The sequence below is a fragment of the Gimesia aquarii genome (assembly GCF_007748195.1).
GTDB lineage: Bacteria > Planctomycetota > Planctomycetia > Planctomycetales > Planctomycetaceae > Gimesia > Gimesia aquarii.
In genome coordinates this window covers 1242381-1261151 of record NZ_CP037920.1, presented here as the reverse complement: position 1 = coordinate 1261151, position 18771 = coordinate 1242381, and the positions used below count along the sequence as shown (strand labels likewise).

Annotated in this window: 13 protein-coding genes; 7 read left to right on the top strand and 6 right to left on the bottom strand. The window is 45.0% G+C overall.

The genetic code is table 11. The features are described from left to right. The first annotated feature begins 47 nt into the window (after window positions 1-47). The 6 genes from V144x_RS05210 to V144x_RS05185 all read left to right on the top strand — a co-directional run bounded on the left by V144x_RS05210 (window position 48) and on the right by V144x_RS05185 (window position 5683). Window positions 48-251, top strand: coding sequence for a hypothetical protein (locus V144x_RS05210; protein ID WP_144982410.1), 204 nt, complete (start codon window positions 48-50; stop codon window positions 249-251). Then, window positions 244-1911: a CocE/NonD family hydrolase gene (locus V144x_RS05205; RefSeq protein ID WP_144982407.1), complete on the top strand. Its 1668-nt coding sequence runs from the start codon at window positions 244-246 to the stop codon at window positions 1909-1911. Before V144x_RS05210 ends, V144x_RS05205 begins: the two co-directional genes overlap by 8 nt. 63 nt (window positions 1912-1974) lie before the next feature. After that, the gene (locus V144x_RS05200; RefSeq protein WP_197998767.1) at window positions 1975-2772 is read left to right on the top strand and encodes an NIPSNAP family protein; all 798 of its coding nucleotides are present in this window, start codon (window positions 1975-1977) and stop codon (window positions 2770-2772) included. Between the two features lie 397 nt (window positions 2773-3169). Further along, window positions 3170-3700, top strand: coding sequence for an RNA polymerase sigma factor (locus tag V144x_RS05195; protein ID WP_144982399.1), 531 nt, complete (start codon window positions 3170-3172; stop codon window positions 3698-3700). Next, window positions 3687-4337 carry a hypothetical protein gene (locus V144x_RS05190; RefSeq protein WP_144982396.1) on the top strand — a complete coding sequence of 217 codons (651 nt, stop codon included), beginning with the start codon at window positions 3687-3689 and terminating at the stop codon, window positions 4335-4337. Before V144x_RS05195 ends, V144x_RS05190 begins: the two co-directional genes overlap by 14 nt. A gap of 152 nt (window positions 4338-4489) precedes the next feature. Next, complete coding sequence (locus V144x_RS05185; RefSeq protein WP_144982393.1) at window positions 4490-5683, top strand: PDZ domain-containing protein; 1194 nt, start codon at window positions 4490-4492, stop codon at window positions 5681-5683. 96 nt (window positions 5684-5779) lie between these two features. On the opposite strand, the gene V144x_RS05180 is transcribed toward V144x_RS05185, so the two are convergent. Together V144x_RS05180 and V144x_RS05175 are read right to left on the bottom strand one after the other, a co-directional pair. Further along, the gene (locus V144x_RS05180; protein WP_144982390.1) at window positions 5780-6322 is read right to left on the bottom strand and encodes an inorganic diphosphatase; all 543 of its coding nucleotides are present in this window, start codon (window positions 6320-6322) and stop codon (window positions 5780-5782) included. A 64-nt stretch (window positions 6323-6386) separates the two neighbouring features. Continuing rightward, window positions 6387-6899, bottom strand: a complete 513-nt coding sequence (locus V144x_RS05175; RefSeq protein WP_144982387.1) for an FKBP-type peptidyl-prolyl cis-trans isomerase — start codon at window positions 6897-6899, stop codon at window positions 6387-6389. Window positions 6900-7180: 281 nt separating this feature from the next. Between V144x_RS05175 and V144x_RS05170 the strand changes: the two genes are divergently transcribed. Next, window positions 7181-7600: a GNAT family N-acetyltransferase gene (locus tag V144x_RS05170; protein ID WP_144982384.1), complete on the top strand. Its 420-nt coding sequence runs from the start codon at window positions 7181-7183 to the stop codon at window positions 7598-7600. A gap of 13 nt (window positions 7601-7613) precedes the next feature. On the opposite strand, the gene V144x_RS05165 is transcribed toward V144x_RS05170, so the two are convergent. The 4 genes from V144x_RS05165 to mfd all read right to left on the bottom strand — a co-directional run bounded on the left by V144x_RS05165 (window position 7614) and on the right by mfd (window position 18699). Continuing rightward, the gene (locus V144x_RS05165; RefSeq protein WP_232102717.1) at window positions 7614-8225 is read right to left on the bottom strand and encodes a peptidylprolyl isomerase; all 612 of its coding nucleotides are present in this window, start codon (window positions 8223-8225) and stop codon (window positions 7614-7616) included. A 300-nt stretch (window positions 8226-8525) separates the two neighbouring features. Beyond that, entirely contained in the window at window positions 8526-13574 is a 5049-nt protein-coding gene (locus V144x_RS05160) for a hypothetical protein (RefSeq protein WP_197998766.1), read from the bottom strand. Between the two features lie 335 nt (window positions 13575-13909). Beyond that, window positions 13910-15175: a peptidylprolyl isomerase gene (locus V144x_RS05155; protein WP_197998765.1), complete on the bottom strand. Its 1266-nt coding sequence runs from the start codon at window positions 15173-15175 to the stop codon at window positions 13910-13912. Between the two features lie 179 nt (window positions 15176-15354). Next, on the bottom strand, window positions 15355-18699 hold the full coding sequence (mfd, locus tag V144x_RS05150; protein WP_144982375.1) for a transcription-repair coupling factor: 3345 nt from the start codon (window positions 18697-18699) through the stop codon (window positions 15355-15357). Window positions 18700-18771 lie beyond the last annotated feature (72 nt).

The following is an 18771-nucleotide window of genomic DNA, read 5'->3' as shown; positions in this document are numbered from 1 at the left end:
CGAAAGGATACGGTCCCTTTTTCACGTCTGAAAACATGATTTTACAAGTGAATTCAGAGCCTCATTCAGGGAGAGAGTCGATCAAAAAACAGCACCCATTACTGAATCATAGTGGCTGTCCCTGTTGTGTCATTGGCGGACAGTCTTTTGAACAGCCGTTGTTTATGCTTGCTGAATGGGACGAGGTTCGCCACAATCGAAGGAAACCGATTCCCGCCCTGATATTCCAGCCGGAGACAACCTATGTATAAACTGGCCCACGCCTGCCTGATCTTTGTTTTGCTACTTGTGTTTCCCATTTCTCTTTTTGCTCAAGATAAGCCTCTCGATTTCGAAAAGGGTGTGACGGAAAAACGTGTGATGATTCCCATGCGGGACGGTATCAAGTTGTCAGCCTACCTTTATTTTCCCAAGGGGAATGGTCCCTGGCCGGTGTTGATGGAGCAACGTTATGCCAGCCTGCGTGGAAAAGGCTCCCGGCTCTCTTTTGCGGAAATGGCATCACATGGTTATGTTGTCTGTGCCGTCAACTTTCGCGGTTCGCAAAAGTCGGAGGGAACCTGGGTGGGCTATCGCGCTCTGCAATGGGATGAGAAACAGGATGGATACGATGTCGTCGAGTGGCTGGCCAAGCAGCCCTGGTCGACCGGAAAGATCGGAACCTTTGGGAGTTCCCAGGCAGGATATGCACAAAACTATCTGGCGATCACACAACCACCACACCTGGTCTGTCAGTTTATGATCGATACCGGCTTGAGTTTGTACCATGAAGGCTATTTTATTGGCGGTGCTGCGAAACCAGATCGCTTTAAGGGCATGGATGCAGTCTGCCGCGTGCCCGCGCACAACCGGGCGTTAATGAAAGAATGGTTTTCCCATCCTGATTATGACGACTACTGGAAAGCGGAAGATTGCACATTGCATTTTGATAAAATGAACGTGCCTTGTTTTACCGTTGGTAGCTGGTACGACTACATGTGCGTCGGTTCGGTGCAGAGTTTCATCGGACGTCAGTATAAAGGAGGTCCGAACTCACGAGGTCAGCAGAAATTGTATGTGGGTCCCTGGTTACATGGTCGCTTTAATAAGGTCAACAAAGTTGGGGAAATGGTATACCCCAACAATGCCAATTTCGACATGATGGCCGAGATGATTCGCTGGTTCGACCATTACTTGAAAGGCGTTGATAATGGCATCGATGACGATCCTAACGTGCGCTACTATGCAATGGGAGCCGTGGGCGAAACCGATGCCCCCGGAAATGAATGGCGAGCACAGGATGACTGGCCTTTGAAAACTGTGGAGACTTCTTACTATTTACAACCGGAGGCGAAATTATCTCTGTCAAAACCAACAGAGCAGGGGAGTTTTAGCAAAATCGTTGCTGATCCACTGAATCCTGCAAAAATTCTGGGACGCGCTTTTCCCGGAGCGCGCGACGCGCGCGTCGTTGAAGAACAGGAAAACGTGTTGACATTCACGACGGACCCACTGACCGAACCAGTAGAATGGACGGGAAATGTGAAAGCGGAACTACTGGTTTCTTCTTCAGCGAAAGATACCGACTTCATTGTACGTGTGACAGACGTGTATCCTGATGGGCGCTCGATTTTAATCATCGATATGATTCGACGAGGCCGCTATCGCGATGGATTTGAGCAACAGAAGTTTATGGAGCCCGGCAAGGTTTACAAAGTCGCCTTTAACGTAGGCTGGTTGAGTCAGGTGTTTAACAAAGGACATCGAATTCGCGTGACCGTGGCTTCAACGGGAGCCCCTTTTTATGAACCAAATCCGAATACAGGTGAGCCAATTACGATTGAGTTCCCTGAAAAAGTCGTTGTGGCGAACAATAAAATTCATCATAGTGGAAAGCATGCATCACGGATCTTGGCGCCAGTCAATCCATAAAGTGGTTTTGCAGCTATCCGTTAATCATCACATTGGAAATACAAATTCAGAATGAGGAATATCATGAATCATAATAGAACAGACCGAAGACAGTTTTTAACAAGCACTGTGGGTGCTGCAGTGGCGTTTGGTATTGGCCAAGTTGCACACTCGGCAGATGAGAAAAAAGCACAGGAGTATTACGAACTGCGAACCTATCGAATTGATGATGCAGCCAAACAAAAGATTGTCAGCCACTATCTGGAGAAAGCACTGCTGCCAGCATTGAAACGGATGGGCATCAACCGTGTGGGTGTCTTCAAAGAGAAAGAAGCGAAAGGGGACTACTCGTTGTATGTACTCATCCCCTTTTCTTCGCTGGAACAGTTCTCACGTTTGAATGATATACTGGAAGTGGATGCAGCTTACCAAAGTGCGGCTAAAGAATACTTTAATCAACCGAAAAAGTCGCCCGCCTATTCTCGGATTGAAAGTCGCTTCATGAAAGCATTTCAAGGGATGCCCGTCTTAGAAATTCCCAAGGGCAAAGCCCCTCATCTGTTTGAGTTGCGGACCTATGAAAGTTCCAATGAGAAGTTGGCACGCTTGAAAGTGGATATGTTCAATAATGGAGAAATTGACATTATGCGAGATGTCAAACTCGGTCCCGTTTTTTTCGGTGAGATGTTAATCGGAGATGATGTGCCCAATTTAACTTATATGCTTTCTGCGCCAGACGGTGCCGCCCACGAAAAACACTGGGACGGATTTCGTGCTCATCCCGACTGGAATCGCATGAAAAAAATGGATAAATACAAGGGAACGGTTTCCAAGATCAGGAACAAATATCTGGAGCCTTTACCGTTTTCTACGATTCAATAGTCTCAAAGTTAACCCTGCCGATTCAGACTGATCTCATAAACCAACTGGCATACCATGTATTCGAATTTGTTTTTTAGCGCGGAGTGGAAAATTACTCATGTTCAGCCAACACTATAGGCAACGTGGGCAATTTACCATAAGTCTTTATTTCGCAATATGATACAATCTCGTAACTGTTCCAATTGGGAATGGGGGCTGTTAAAGTCTAGTGATGAGGGGGGATCGAATCTAAGAGGAAACGGAAATAATGTTGAATCGACGTTAGATTCTGATCGACTTTCCGTCTATTCTAGTGCATGTGAGTTAGACGAGTGTTGTTAAGCTGGCAAATAATGAAAGGCCGTTAACACTCTCCAATAGACTTAGATTATCCCTCTTCTAATGTATTGGAATTTGCATGCCTGATAAGCAGGCCAAGCGGTGGTCGGCAGAAATTGAGGCGGTATATTTACGAGAAGGTCGAGAAATTTGGGCATTGCTTTATGCTCAATGCTCTGATTCTGATCGTGCTTATGACGCGCTCCAGGAGGCATTCGTACGTTTACAAACTCAAGAAGTTCAGTCAATTCGAAATATCCGGGCCTGGGTTTTGACTGTTGCTCAAAATTGGTTGCGAGATTATGCCCGTCGGCAGAACCACGCAGCTAGGCCCGCAGATTTTTTAGATAATATTGTAGGCAAACCTTCAGACCCAACAGATGATCTGGAGAATAAAGAGAAACACTGCCAGATTCGGCAGTCACTTCGACAACTTCGAGCCGAGGATCGAGAGGTTCTCGTCCTTCGTTATGCACTAGGATGGTCATCAAAGCGAATGTCAATAGCGCTCAACACATCTACATCAGCTATTGATATGAGGCTTTCTCGTGCGAGAAAGCGTCTTTGTGAAGAGTTGGAGAAAGTGGGGATTGATCATGAAACCGTTTGACACTTCAGGAATGCTCGAGAATGACGATGAGCTGGAGAGTGTTTTGCGCGAATATTTTCAGCAAGAGATGCCTCTCGAGTTGCAAGAACTATCCGACATTTCTGATGAAGAGTATGAAAAACAAGCCAAGCAGGTCAGCAAGCTGGGAAACGAGCTTCCCAATAGTTTCGGGAAGAAACCTCGTCGGCAATTCAAATTAAGTATGCTAATGACCGGTGTTTGTGCCTGTTTGATTGTGGCCGTTGTGGTTTTCACCCGTATAAGACCGGTAGAGAACATTCCTGTGGTGAATCGTCCCATTAATGCCCCAACTCATTTATCGAAGACCGATAACGTCTCTGATCACTCCAAGACGGTCAATTCAGAAACAGTGGTTGTTGACCACGGAAATGTTCCAAAAGAAATGACGCCGGATATTAACAAAAGCGTACACGAATCAATTGATATTACACTCTACAATACAGAATTCGGTCCGATTGAACAGAAAACAGAACTTCTCTGGACAAATATCACTTTTCAGAATCCTGAAACAGGAACGAACGTAGAGATGTCGATGCCAGAATTGACCATTGATTTTGTTCCTGTGAGTAAAGCCAGAATCTCTTTAATTAATGATGAAGGTGGAAACGAACAGTAGAGTCGATTCACTTTGAGACAAGATAAGTTTGTGATTAGCGGATAAGTAGGAATTTATAATACGGGCCACAAAAAGGGAGTTTCCAATTCCTGATCGAATTGTGATCGCGGGAGGAAGTAACGCCTTTTTTGAATCATTTCCAAGGCAGTACAATGAAGAAACAGCAACGATGGTTCTTTTTAAGCGGAGTCATTTTTTCTCTGTTGACGGTTCAACTTACTTTTGCCGATGAACATCCTTTACAGGCAAAGAAGCCCGGCCAAACGAAATCAAAGTCGAAGAATTCAACTCAACCAAAGAGAGCTCCTGCAAAAAACACGAATTCCGGAACGACTAAAAAGCAGACGACGTTTCGCGTGACGAGTCGCCCGACTGGCGAAACCGAAATGCGAAATTTCGTGGGAATTGTGACCGAACCTGTACCTGCAGCCTTAGCCGCACAATTAAATGAAATGGTGCAGGCTGGCCAGGGCGTAGGTGTAAAGCTTGTTCTCCCTGATTCTCCAGCTCAGCAATCCGGCATCAAAATGTTCGATGTCTTGACTACCTTTAATGGCAAGGCCATCACTTCTTCTGATGTGCTGCGTAAATTTGTCATGGAAGCCGACAAAGACAGCAAAGTCAAATTGGGTGTGATTCGCGCCTCAAAGCATCAGACCATCGAAGTGACATTAATAGAAAAACTCTATCGACATTATCAGTTCTCAGTCAGGCCCGTTGGTCAAAATCAGGAACCACCAAAAACAAAAAATACACACCCACCTCAGGATGGCCCAATTGCTTCCCGTTCGACTGAGTCAGATCCTTTGGGAGGACGTAAGATGCCTTTAGGGCTCAGTCATATTCCGGTCTCTAAGACTCACAATCTTAGTCTTTTATTCGTGGGTAGTGTTAAGGATGGATATTCTGTTGAAGTCAGTTATCAGGATGAGAGTGACACACTGCAAACGCACCATTTCAAAGGAAACCTGAACGAGATCAGTGAGCAGATGATTGACATGCCAGATCACGTGCAGATGATGATCAATGAACGGTTGAAAGAGTTAAAAATGGCGTTGCGAGGAAAAGCCAGCTTCCGCTTGCAAATTAAGCCACATATGCAGGGTAACAATCGTTTCATTCGCGTCTTTTTGAGTCGTTCCACGAAAGAAAAGTCTGTGCGGATGGTGGAATTGGATCACCATATTGGGAATCGTCCCTCATTAAACGTAAATCAAATCCTGGGTAATCAAGTTTTCACACACGAATTAAAACAACTCTCACCCGCCATCCAGGAAAAGATTCGAGCCACCCTTCAAAGAATTCGAATTCCTACAGCTCACGTACGAGTTGACAACCCGATTTAGACTTGAGTCGCAGAACCAAATATTGATAAAAAAGCAGCGATATCAAATTTTTGAAATCGCTGCTTTTTTGTTATCTCTATTAATCAACTCGAAGTCTTATAAAAAACCACGACGGCGTTGACTGCTATATCTTTGCAGCGAATCTTCGATGATGGGAAACGCAGCGGCAGCAGCTTGAAACTCTTCGACTTCTACGCTTTTCCCTTCCAGCATTTTATAATCCTGAAAGAAGCGTCTCAGCATCGCCAATCGATGGGGTGGTAATTCTGATGCTTCCGTAAACGGATTATATTCTGGATCATTCACGGCAACAGCCAGAATTTTATGGTCAGGTTTGCCGCTATCGATCATAGTCATCACACCAATGGCACGTGCATCAAGGATAGTCAAAGGATCGACGGGCTCCTGACAAAGAACCAACACATCCAGCGGGTCATCGTCTTCAGCCAGAGTCTGTGGAATAAATCCATAGTTGGCGGGATAGTGAACTGCCGAATAAAGCATACGATCCAGTCTTAGAAGACCAGTCGTTTTGTCTAATTCATACTTCACTTTGGAAAAAGTAGGGATTTCAATCACGGCAGTGAAATCGCGAGGCAGGTTTTGCCCGGGAGTCACATCGTGCCAGCAGTGAGTCACTATACTCTCCTGATTTTTTTAGCTAAATTAAATAGAATAACTGACTGAATTTGAGCGATGTCAGCTAATTGACTTTAAACAGTTCTACTTTAAAGTGCAGCGTCGCGCCTCCTGGAATATCAGGACCAGCACCAGCAGCCCCATATCCCAGATCTGGTGGGATGATTAATTCGATTTCACCACCTTCACCAATAAGTTGCAGCCCTTCCGTCCAACCTTTAATAACACCTCCTAAAGGAAACGAAATCGTTTCTCCTCGTTTATAAGAGCTGTCAAATTCGAATCCATCTTCGCGAGTGCCACGATAATGAACAGTCACAGTATCCTGAGGTCCGGGTTTTTTATCGTTGCCCTCTCTAACAATACGATATTTCAATCCAGAGGGAGTTGTTGAGTATCCAGGTTCACTTTCGTCATTCATATTACTATCCATTTCTTTTTGACTGGATTCAGAGGAAGTGGTTTGGGGATCCGCTACAATCGTATCTGTTTGCGCGTCTGGCTTTAAATAGCCACCACAACCAGAAAAAGTGAGGCAAACCACACCGCATAGAATTAAAAACTGAGATTTTTTCATTAGAATATTACCTTATGCATGGGCAATTAACTATACTGCGGTCCTATTCACAGGAATGGGCCTGACGGATACCATAACTAATCGATCTTCAGCTTGCATCATCAAGATGTCCTCCTTTTTATGACTTCAGAAAAAGAGTGAATGACTCAGGCCGATAATATCTTTATAGAGCGATATCATTCAGAAGTTCTCTGGAATCCATGATTTAAGGTTTAATTTGGCAGATTTGAAAAATGGTCATGCAGTTCAAGTATTTACGTCTTAGATAAAGAACTTCCGAAATGACAGATCATATTCACATACGTACTACGAAACAGGAAGATATTAAGAACCTTGCCGAATTTATTATCCCTTTTGTGGAACAGGAGAAAATTCTACCCCGTACCTCAGATGAATTAGAGGAATTGGTGCAAACGGGCTTCGTAGCTGTAGAAGATGAGGAAATCATCGGATTTGCCTCGCTGGAAATCTACTCTCGAAAAATGGCTGAAATTCGGAGCCTCGTTGTTGCTGAACATCGACAGGGAAGTGGTATCGGCAAAAAGCTGGTTGCTGCTTGTGTTGAGCGAGCGCGTCAAAGAAGTATTTTGGAAGTCATGGTGGTCACTTCTTCCGATCTATTTTTTCAAAGCTGCGGATTTGACTTCACACTGCCAGGTGAAAAGAAGGCACTCTTTATTCAGCCTCATATAGAGAAATAGCAACTCAATGTTGCTATTTATTTTTCACAATCGTCGCTTTGGTAATGTAATCAAGACGGGGAAAATCCCGTTTTAGATATGGATTACCTTCTTCATGGATCCGTCCCTGTGAGGGGCCGCGCCCGGCAGGTGCTCCTTCACCATAACCCGAGTATAAAGCATCGACAACTTTCATTCCTTGAGCTGAGATATAACCGAAGGGAGCAAAACCATATTTATCCAGTCGGCGGTTGTCCCCGAAGTTGATGAAAATTTGAGTTGTTCTTGAATGGGGCGCTCCTGTTTTAGCAAAGGAAACATAACCTCGAAGGTTGGACTTTGAAACGGGATCATCTTGAATTGTCTGATCACGCCATTTTTTTTGAACTTCCGGATTACCATTGATACCCACTTGCGCCATGAAGCCCTCGATCACTCTAAAAAATGCACAATCATTATAGAATCCGGAATTCACCAGATTATAAAATTGATCAGCTCCAATAGGACACCAACTACGCGTGACATCAATGTAGAAAGTACCTTTGGTCGTTTCCATTTTTACACGGTATGTTTCAGGAGCCTTCGCATATACTTCTGTTTGAAAGCTCATGAGCATGGTAGAAACTAAAGCACTAGCCGTAATCATAAAAGCCGTTTTTGAAAACACCATTAATTCCTATTGTTAAACATCGAACTGGAATGTAATCGACACTGACTGAAGTCTAGTTGATTTCAGGTAGTCGTAACAATAGAGATTTGGATTTCCCGAAACAGGAAGCAAGATGAATTGAGGTATTGGCTTCAAAGCATAAAAAAGCCGCCGCGAATCAAGGGGGGGAGAATTCGCGACGGCCAGAGCCCGGGGCTGCTGACGATCAGCCCCTCTGCAGATCCCGCGATCTGCAATTTTATAGAATCATCTCAAAATTGAGATGATTCTTATTATTTAGTATCCGAGGAGTGCTTCCTCCTCTTCTTCCTGAATGATGATTCTGGGGGTGACCATCATCATCAAACTTTCCGTTTCACGTCCGACACCTGTGTTCTTAAACAGACGACTGATGTAAGGAAGCTTGTTCAGAATTGGTACACCCGCCATGCTGCGACCTTCACGGAGTCGTTTCACACCACCGAGAAGCACAGTACCACCATCGGGCACACTAACAGTTGTAGTTACAGTAACCTGTTCAACAACGGGCTGCTGAATTGTGGTTGTACCTAAGCCACCACCTTGGCCTTGCTGACCTTGTTGTCCCTGCTGACCTTGCTGGCCTTGCTGGCCTTGCTGGCCACCTTGGCCTCCGACACCACCAATACCACCAAGACCTGCACCGACACCATTACCAAAGTTACCGCCACCTTGTTGACCAAGCTGGCCACCTTGTTGTCCTTGCTGACCTTGTTGACCTTGCTGACCAATGCCGCCTGTGCCTCCCTGGAAGGAGAAGGTGAAGACGTCTGTAACATTGGTAAAGTTCGGATTAACAGAAAGTCGTACATATCGCCTATCTGCTGAGATCACAGCTGAGACTGTCAGAGAAACCCCTTCAGGAATGTTTGCAATTATAGGTGTGAATCCGACAGCAAAGTCACCTACGGTTGGAACCAGACTGATCACAAACGGACGTGATACGTTACTAGTCACAAAGGCAACCTGACCATTAAACAGTGTCACTTTGGGAGCAAACAACAGGTTTGACCGTTCATCTGCCTGAGCGGCATTGATGAAGAAGAAGGCTTCGATGTCACTCAGAATTGCCAAACCAACATTCACACCTGCGTTCGCATTGAAGCTACCAAATTCCGGCACACCGATTTCAAATGATCCCTGTCGGAATTGAACGTCCAGGTCTGGTGTAAATGATTCTGGTGAACTCAACCCGGCAATTGTACCTTTTTTAGGCCAGGTATCAAAGTTGAGCAGCGTTCGTGTGGGCGGATTACTAAAGGGAGCAACTCCCGGTCCGCCCGTCTGGCCCGTCGTCGTTTGACCTTGTTGTGCTTGTTGGCCACCTTGTTGATTCTGTCCGCCCTGGTTTGCATTTCCTAAAAGATCTACTTGACCGAAGGCGGGGACAGCGTTTCCGTTGTCATCAATGGTAGGACCTCCGACAGTATCCTGGACATTAAAGTCAAAATCGACACCAATACGCTCGAAGAATCGATCGGAGACGGTAACGAATCGAACTTCAATCGTGACTTGCAGATCTTGTAATCTTCTTAACTGTTCAAGCAGGTTGGCAATTTCGTCATGAACTTTTTGCGTTTGACGAATCACCAAACTTAAAGTTGTTTCAAAAGGTCGCACACTACCGGCACCACCAATTTCTTCCCAGGAATCGGGTTCTACAGTGGAGACAATCAATTCCGTAAGAGAATCAAAGTCAATATTTGAACCACCACCGGCTACCTGAGCGGTAGATCCGTTGTTATTCCAAGGATTAGGGCCACCGGGGATTCCACCCATGACGGGGTCGGCTACCTGGAAGTTCCCAGGTGCCGCTTGATTTCCTCCGAAGCCTGATCCATAACTTACTGCCCCCATCTGGCTGTATGGGTTACTTGCCATACTTCCATTTGAAGCAAAATTGGGAATCGGAACCACAAGGTCTGCTACTGGATAAGTTTCTGTCTTCAGTGTTCCCTGCTGCCGAATTCGGCTGGTAATTTTCAGAACTTCATTGTCAATTGTGTATGAGAGGTTCAATGGTTCCAGAAGCAGATTGAGTGCACTTCTCAACTTGATCCCATTTACGTTAATGGTAACGGGAGCATCAGTTGTGACACCCTCTTCTTCTAATCCCTGAGAGTCGAGGAAGATATTGATTCCGGTTAACGTCTGAATCTTGTTCATCACCTCTGCCAGAGATTCACTTTCAAATTGAAGATTCACAGGGCGATCCAGGCTTTCTTCAATCTGGAGTTCTTTTTCGGTTTTCTGGGTATGATTTTTCGCATGATATTTATCGCGACGTTTGGTTAGTTCTGCCCATTCCTTGGCATCATGACCAAATTTGATGTCAGGTGTATAGGCGTCGGCTAATGCCTCTTCTACATCATTGAGCTGATTCCAAACGTTCTGCTCTTTGCGTTCACGCATCGCGTTATTTGATTCTTCACGTCGAATGAATCGTGCTTTCCACTCCATTGTTACTGTAACAGGATTTTGTGGATCAAGATCTTTGGCCTGTTTGGCAACGACTTCAGCTTCTGCATAACGTCGCTGGTCGATCAATTCATTAAACTTCTGAACCAAGTCAGCAACTTCTTGTTCGACACGAATTCTGGTTTTGATTTCTTTATTGTAATGATCTTTCACTTCCTGGTTACGTTTTTTCAACTCTTCCAGAGGAGCAACTTGCTTGCGGAAAGAATCAATCGATTCACGAGTCCGTTGTAAAGAACCAATGAGTGTCGTCATCGATTTTTTATCGAGGTTGGAACTTTCCACTTTGGACATCGTCTCGTCAATCACTCCCAAAGCTTCCGTAGGAGCAGATTCACGCATTCTTTCTGCTTTGAAAATCGCATTGAGAACTTCAGATCGCAGACGACTGAATTGAATAGCCTGTTTCTGTTGCACCAGATCAATTGTACTTGGTTCTTTCGTGCCAGTTGGGTCAACCGCTGACGTCTGACTCTTAACCAGTCGAATATTCTCAGCACGAGAGGGAGCCAACTCACGAACAGCGTCTTGAAGCTGCTGTGCACGGTGAGTATCGAGCTTTTCACCAGACTGATAAGCAGCTAGAAATGCCTGATAAGCACTGCTACGATTCCCTTCAGCCAACCGCTGCATTCCCAGGTTATAAAGCTCTAAAGCTGAAGCACCTGGGTGAATCACGGCGATTTCACTCGAATCATTATTTTTCATTTGAGCGACCTGAGCAGATTGTGTACTGGTGTTACGCTCCAGATCTCTCAGGATAGCTTGAGGACTGTCTTCGCCGGGTTTGAATTCCGCCCCGACATTCAATGCTTCCTGAGCATTAACACGAGCAGATTCATAACGTCCTGCTTTAATATCAGTTCTAGCCTGAGCGATCAGTTTTTGTGAAAACTGTTTCTTGCGTTCTTTCTCCGCAGCATAAAGCTGATCACGAGAAAGCCCACCCGGTTGACCTGCCATCTTGCGAATGTCTGCCAGAACCTGTTCCGGACGATCTTCAAACAGCGTATAAGCAGTATCAATCTTTTGTGCAGCTTCCGCTTTTTGTCGTGCTTCTTCCACTCTGTTTTTGGCAAGATCCTCGCGAGCTGCTGCAATCAATTGTCGTGCATACTCGGGGTTGGAATTACCTTTGGCAGATTGAGTGGTTCCCGGATTCAATCTAGTCTCAGAGCTGATACCAACACGTTGGATGAATTCAGCTGGAGATTCACGGTCAGGTGAAAATTTTACCTTGAGCGTCTGAGCGAGTTTTTGAGCCGATGAGGCTAACATTAGCGCTTCATCTTTATTTCCTTGTTGTAAGGCAACCTGTGCCCGTTCCATCAAACGATTGATACGAGGACGTACCGCGTCTTGATTTTGTTGCAAACCTTTGATGCCGGAACTAGTGGCTGCTTCATCAGAAATTCGATCGATAGCGGCAAGTACCAATTCTGGCCGGTCATCAAACAAGTCGTAAGAGACTTGCATTTGCTGTACCTGACTCACTTTCTGACGTGCACTATCAAAGTTACGTTTTTTAATATCCAGTCGCGCAAGCCGCAGTAGTTCTGTTGCCTGTGCTTTAGGTGAGCCTTGAGGAACAGTAACTGTAGAGCGGCCAGTATTGGCTGCTGCCAACGAACCACTACCTGCCTGGGCACGCTTGATCTCATCGAGTACTAACTCTGGTCGATCATCAAATAATCGATAGGCGACTTCAAGTTGACTTGCTTGAAGTGCTAATTCACGAGCAGAGCCATAGCGACCTGCTTGCAGCTCAGCACGTGACTGCTTTAGTAATTGAGCTGCCTGTTCTTTGTCAGAACCGTTCGGTGAAGTTTGAGCGACCGGCATTGACCGTTTAGACTGGCCTGCAAAAATTTTGGCACCGGTTTTTCGTTCTATTTCAGCCAGAATGTGTTGAGGCCGTTCATCGAACAGTTTATAAGCAACATCATAGTCCTGAGCCTGGATCGCAAGTGTGCGGGCATCATCATAGTGACCTGCGTTTAATGCCTGTCTGGCCTGCTTCAAGAGCACTGTTGCCTGTTGCTTTTCTGTCAAATTTTGAGTTTGACTTCCATCAAAGGGATTTCCAAAAGGATTGCTGTTTGTAGATTCGTTATTTGCGACTTGAACAATTCGTGAAGTCTGTCCTGAAAATCCACCAGCCTGTTGAATGGGTGAGTCTTTTTGATTACGTTGTTCTGCACGTGCAATATCGGCCAGAACTTGTTCAGGGCGTTCATCAAAAGGACCATACTCCAAACGCATGGATACAACCTGACCTGCTTTTTGGCGAGCCTTGGCAAATTCATTCAGCTTTATGTCTTCCCGAGCAGACTGCAGCAATTGCCGGGCAAGCTGCTTCATCTCTTCAGGAGACTTACCATCTCGATTAGAAATGTTGGTAGAAAATCGTGTATCAGACGTAGGCGACTGTGCTCGTACAATCTGTTTCTTATGAGGAGCTGCAGCTCGCTGACGAGCACGACCAAGGTAATCGTTCATCTTGCGAAATTCTGCAGATGACAATCGTCCTGGAGAAACAGAAGCTTTTTCCAGCACTTCTACTGCTTCAGCGAATTGTCCTCTCTCGTAATATTGAGTCCCTAGACTCAAATAGTAACGAGCTGAGCGTTGTTGACGCCCAGAAACCGGTTGACCATTCTTCTCAACGTCAGCAGCGACCTTCCTGGTCGTGTTGCCGAGATTGGCCAGCCACATTGACGCTGCGACCAGCGTCGTACAGGCTAGTACTCCAAATGCCTTGCCCAATGTAGGTCCCTCCTTCAAGCCAGAACACCAACTTTGATTATGTTTTTTTTGAGGAGTCATCATGACTTCCAATTCGCTATCTAGTGTGGGTAGGAATTTTAATCCGAAATCCCAATTTAGCACCATACGAATTTTGTACAGCCTATTAGGATTTTAGAAATACGAAATGTCTTATTAATATTTGTCAGTTGACAGAACTAACAAATGGTAGTGAGAGATATGAGTAGTTGAATTGTATTTTAGAATTGAGAGAAGTGTGTGCGGGTAATAATTGATTTGTGCTAATCAGGTCAATATGGTTATGACAAATATTTCAAAAAAATTTGCATAGTTTTCAAATTATTTTTTCAGGCTGTCATTCATAAAGTAAATCTTAAACTTGTGCTCACGTTTCTGTTTCAATGAGCTTCACTATTTGTAGGTTTTACATTTTCATCTTCGATTTTAAATTTCGTTTCGATCACGGCTTTCGCATATAAAGCATCCAAAATTTCCTTTGTCGCTTTCGTACGCGCTTCTGTAATCATCGTTTGTTCTAGTTTCCCCTGCACATCAGCAAAAGGGGTATAGCCAGCCTCTTTACGACCGTTTACTTTTACAATTTGAAATGAATCCGGTGTTTCAAATACCTGGCTGACTTGTCCGGCAGGTAGTTCGAATAGCGCCTTTTCAATGTCCGGTTCGGCCAGGCTCCCACTACGAGTCCATCCCCATTGACCGTTCTTTTCAGCGCGTGTTCCATCTGAATACTTTTTGGCCAATTCACCAAAATCTTCACCTGCCTGATGCTTATGGATCACCTCATGCAGTACAGCAACCGCTTTTTCCTTACCGCCGTGCTTTTTGAATGAAATTCGAATACGTTGCCAACGGACTTTGGATGGTACTGCATAATCTTCAATATTTGCCCTATAGCGAGCGAGAACTTCTTCACGACTGAAATCGTTAGTTGCTTTTGCAGTGACCGCCATATACTGGATAGCCGACTGTTGCTTCATAAAAAGTTCTTTTTCAGAATAAATTGAACGACCTTGATTGTTCAATATTTCTTCCAACTCCTGAGGAGAATTTACTTTTAATTGTTTTTGTAGTTCAGGAATTCGCTCTTCTTCAAATGCGGTTTCCAAGTGTTCCTGAAGCATATCCAACTGTTCTTTTTTAAGAGTACTTTTCATTTCATGGATCAATAATTGACGCTCAATATGCCCTTTCAGGTCTCGTTTAATCAGGGCACGTCGTAATTTTTGATATTCTTCAGGAGGCATTCTCTGTTCAGCCTGCTGGAGTTGAAAGTCATAAACTCCAATGACATCTGACACAAAAAGGGGGGCTCCATTGACCATGGCAACCACTGTGCTGTCAGTCAGAGGCTCTTCAGAATCTTCAGGCGAACTCTCGGAGGAGATACGAGATGAGGTCGTTGAGGCTGTAATGATACGAGTTTCAAAGGGATTTTCTGAGTCTTCAAAGTCTCCTGTCAGGAGATTTTTTCTATCGGGAGTTCTATTAGCATACTCGGACTGCTTTAGCTTTTGTTGCTTGAGAGCAGATTCCAGACGTGGAGGGGGCGGACCCAGCACAGGGTTGTCTACCTTGGGGGTAGTCTCACAACCTACTATGCTCAATGAAACAACAAACAAAAAATATAATTGCGCGTAGCGCATTAATAGCATCCTGCAGTCGATGAACGAATTAATTTTCCGGGAATTTGAGAGACTTTAAAAATAAGATTCAGTAATGAGTCAAATTACAAAGGAATTGTAAGGGAGGGAAACAAATCATTACTAAATCGATATCATCCATCCAGGAAGTAAACGACTTAAAAACTCGTTTTTTCGACCTATCAGGGCGATGGTGCGGGATTATAGGCCAGATCAAAACTTTGTTGCAATACCGATTTGAGCTCTTGCATGACCACTTCAACATTTACGGCAGAACTTGGTAGTGGAATATATGCCGACTTATGATCGACGATGCGAATAGGTATTCGATTTTGATTACTTTTTACCAAAGCGAGTATATGATTTTTATCCCGATAACCCAAAACCGCAAAATTATCTTCCAGCCGAATACTGTCAACTTGCCAGAGTTGCGCCAGGATCTGTAATTCCTTTAAAAGAATTAAGTTACAGGCAGGATTGGGAATATTCCCAAATCGGTCCTGGATTTCCTCTTCCAGCTCGGAAAGTTCTTCAAGTGAGCGAACCGCAGACAATTTTCGGTAAATTTCAATTTTTATGCGGCCAGGAGGAATGAAATCTGAGGGGAGGAAAGCAGTACAAGGTAAATCTATGGAGACATGGTGATGTTCCCGAATGGGCTCATTTTTCAGTTTTTTGCAAGCATTCTCTAAAAGTTGACAATAAAGTTCATAGCCAACAGCGGCGATGTGCCCACTCTGCTCCGTCCCCAAAATGTTACCGGCTCCTCGAATCTCCAGATCACGCATGGCAATTTTGAATCCGGCACCAAGTTCGCTGTATTCCTCAATCGCTTTGAGCCGCTTAGCGGCAACCGGAGTCAGTATCTGACCATCGCGGAGCAAGAGATAACAATAAGCCCGATGATGTGATCGACCAACGCGTCCTCTTAACTGATGTAGATCAGATAGTCCATAATTCCCGGCATCGTGAATGAAAATCGTATTCGCATTTGGAATATCAAGCCCACTCTCTACGATGGTCGTGCAAACGAATATATCGTTTTTTCCGGAAACAAAGTCAAGCATTGCCGTTTCAAGCTCTGATTCTTTCATTTGCCCATGACCAATGCCAATGTTTGCTTCGGGAACAATCTGCTGGATTCGATCTGCGTAAGTCTTAAGATCATGAACACGGTTGTGCACAAAGTAAACCTGCCCATTTCGATTCAATTCACGGACCATCGCATGCCGAATCAGTTCGGGATCGAAGCGTGTGATTCTGGTTTCGATGGGAACGCGATCACGGGGGGCTGTCGTCAGATTAGAAATATCACGTATCCCTAATAAAGACATATGTAGTGTACGAGGTACCGGTGTCGCACTAAGAGTCAGCACTTCAATTTGCAATCTAAGGTGTTTCAGCATTTCCTTCGCCTCTACACCAAAGCGTTGTTCTTCATCAATGATCAACAATCCCAAATCTTTAAACTTAATATCCTTCTGAATTAAGCGATGAGTTCCAATAACCAGGTCAACACTACCGGAGGCCATCCCTTCAAGAATGATTCTCTGTTCTTTTTTGGTTTTGAAACGAGACAGGCCTTCAATTGTGATCGGATAATCGGCCATGCGCTCACTGAAAGTGCGGGTATGCTGTTCGGCTAAAACCGTCGTAGGAACCAGAACAGCGACTTGCTTACCTGCATCGATGGCTTTAAAGGCGGCCCGAATAGCAACTTCTGTTTTGCCATAACCGACATCACCACAGATGAGACGATCCATGGGCTGAGGCCGTTCCATATCGAGTCGAACATCATTGATCGCATGCAATTGGTCTTCTGTTTCCGTGTAGGGAAACGAAGCCTCAAACTCTTTTTGCCAATGACTATCGAGGGGATACGCCAGCCCTGGTTGTGCAGACCGCATTGCCTGCAATCGCAACATGTCGCTGGCCATATCTCGAACGGCTTGCGCTGCTTTTTCTTTTTTATTAGCCCAGCCTTTGGTTCCTAGTTTCGAAAGCTGTGGTATATGTTTTCCACCACCAATATATTTTTGCACCAAATGAACCAGAGACACGGGAACATACATCTGCACTTTGTCACGAAATTCTAAAGAAAGATGTTCTTCGCGATGTCCCTCTTTTTCAAGCAGTTCAAGTCCTTTGAAACGCGCAATACCATGTGACAAATGAACAACAAAGTCTCCCACGTTTAAATCCAGGAAGCTGTCGATCGCCCGACTTTCGACTTTTCGCTTTCTGGGCTTATGTCTGATGTCAGCTCGTCCGAAAAGCTCATGGTCACTGAGAACAACTAGATGCTCGGGTACGATCCGAAAACCTAAAGCCAGATTTCCAATACAAGTCGTAATGCGATCAGTGATATCAAAATCGGACTCACCAAGTATCTCCTGCAGACGATCTTCTTCGCCCTGATTATGACAACAAATGAGAATTCGGTCCTGAACTCCGGTTATCGAATCCAACTCTTCGATCATTTCGGACTTGGCGCGTGTAAACCGTTCGATCGATTCAATCTGCAAATGGCAAGATACCTCAGTCGATTCAGCCGAAATCGGAGCAATTGTCACAGAAGGAAAATCAGTACAGCGTGACAAAGTCGCTGGTACACTGAATAGTCCACGCGGATTTTCAAGACGTTCCAGATAACGTTTGCCTTCTTCGATCAGTTCGGGAAGTTCAATTAACACAATGCAAGTATCGGCAGGCAAGTTATCCAACAGGCTTTCTGTTACCGGTTCTTCTTCACTCTGAGCCACCACTGTCCGATGCTGTGAACGTTTCTGATCAGATGAAACGGGTGAAACCAGAATGAGATCGACTTGTTGGCAGGTTTCAACTGTTCGCTGCGTTTCTACATCAAACCGTCTGATCGATTCAACTTCATCACCAAAAAATTCGATACGAATGGGAAGTGTGGCATCAGGAGAAAAAATATCGAGAATCCCCCCATGCATACTGAATTCCCCAGGGAGTTCGATTGCAGTGGTTCGTTCGAAACCGCGTTCAATGAGCCAGCTCATAAAAGCATCGGTATCAATTTCGTCTCCGACCTTGATAGTACGGGTGGCTTCGCGCCGTTCACTTTGGCTAGGAACCGGTTGTAACAGAGCAGGGAAGGAAGACACCATCACAAGCGGGTTTTGGACCGTATGGGTATCTGCCTGTCCCAACTGATTGAGTACGCGCAGGCGACCTCCAAAGACCGAATCGGCTACGTCATACTCGCCCGGTAAGGTCTCCCAGGCCGGAAATAATTCAGGGATTCTTCCCAGAAAACTGGCAAAGTCACCCGCAAATTCATCAATTTCTCCCAATCGGGGAAGTACGATTAGTAAGGGTGATTTTAAAGATTTGGCGATTGCCGCAGCAGTCAGCGCGCACGATCCTCCCCAGGCTCCGTCAATCGTCCCACTCTGACCTGATTGGAGGGCTGCAACAACTGCTGCGAATCCTTCGCTTTGGCTTAAAACGGGAACCAGATCCTGCATCGACTCAATCTGACTGTCGATTGGTTTGGTCATGTTCAGAATAATTTTAGCAATCGAATTAAAATTGTCACGCGCTCACCATGAAAAACCTGGTTGGGAGGTCGT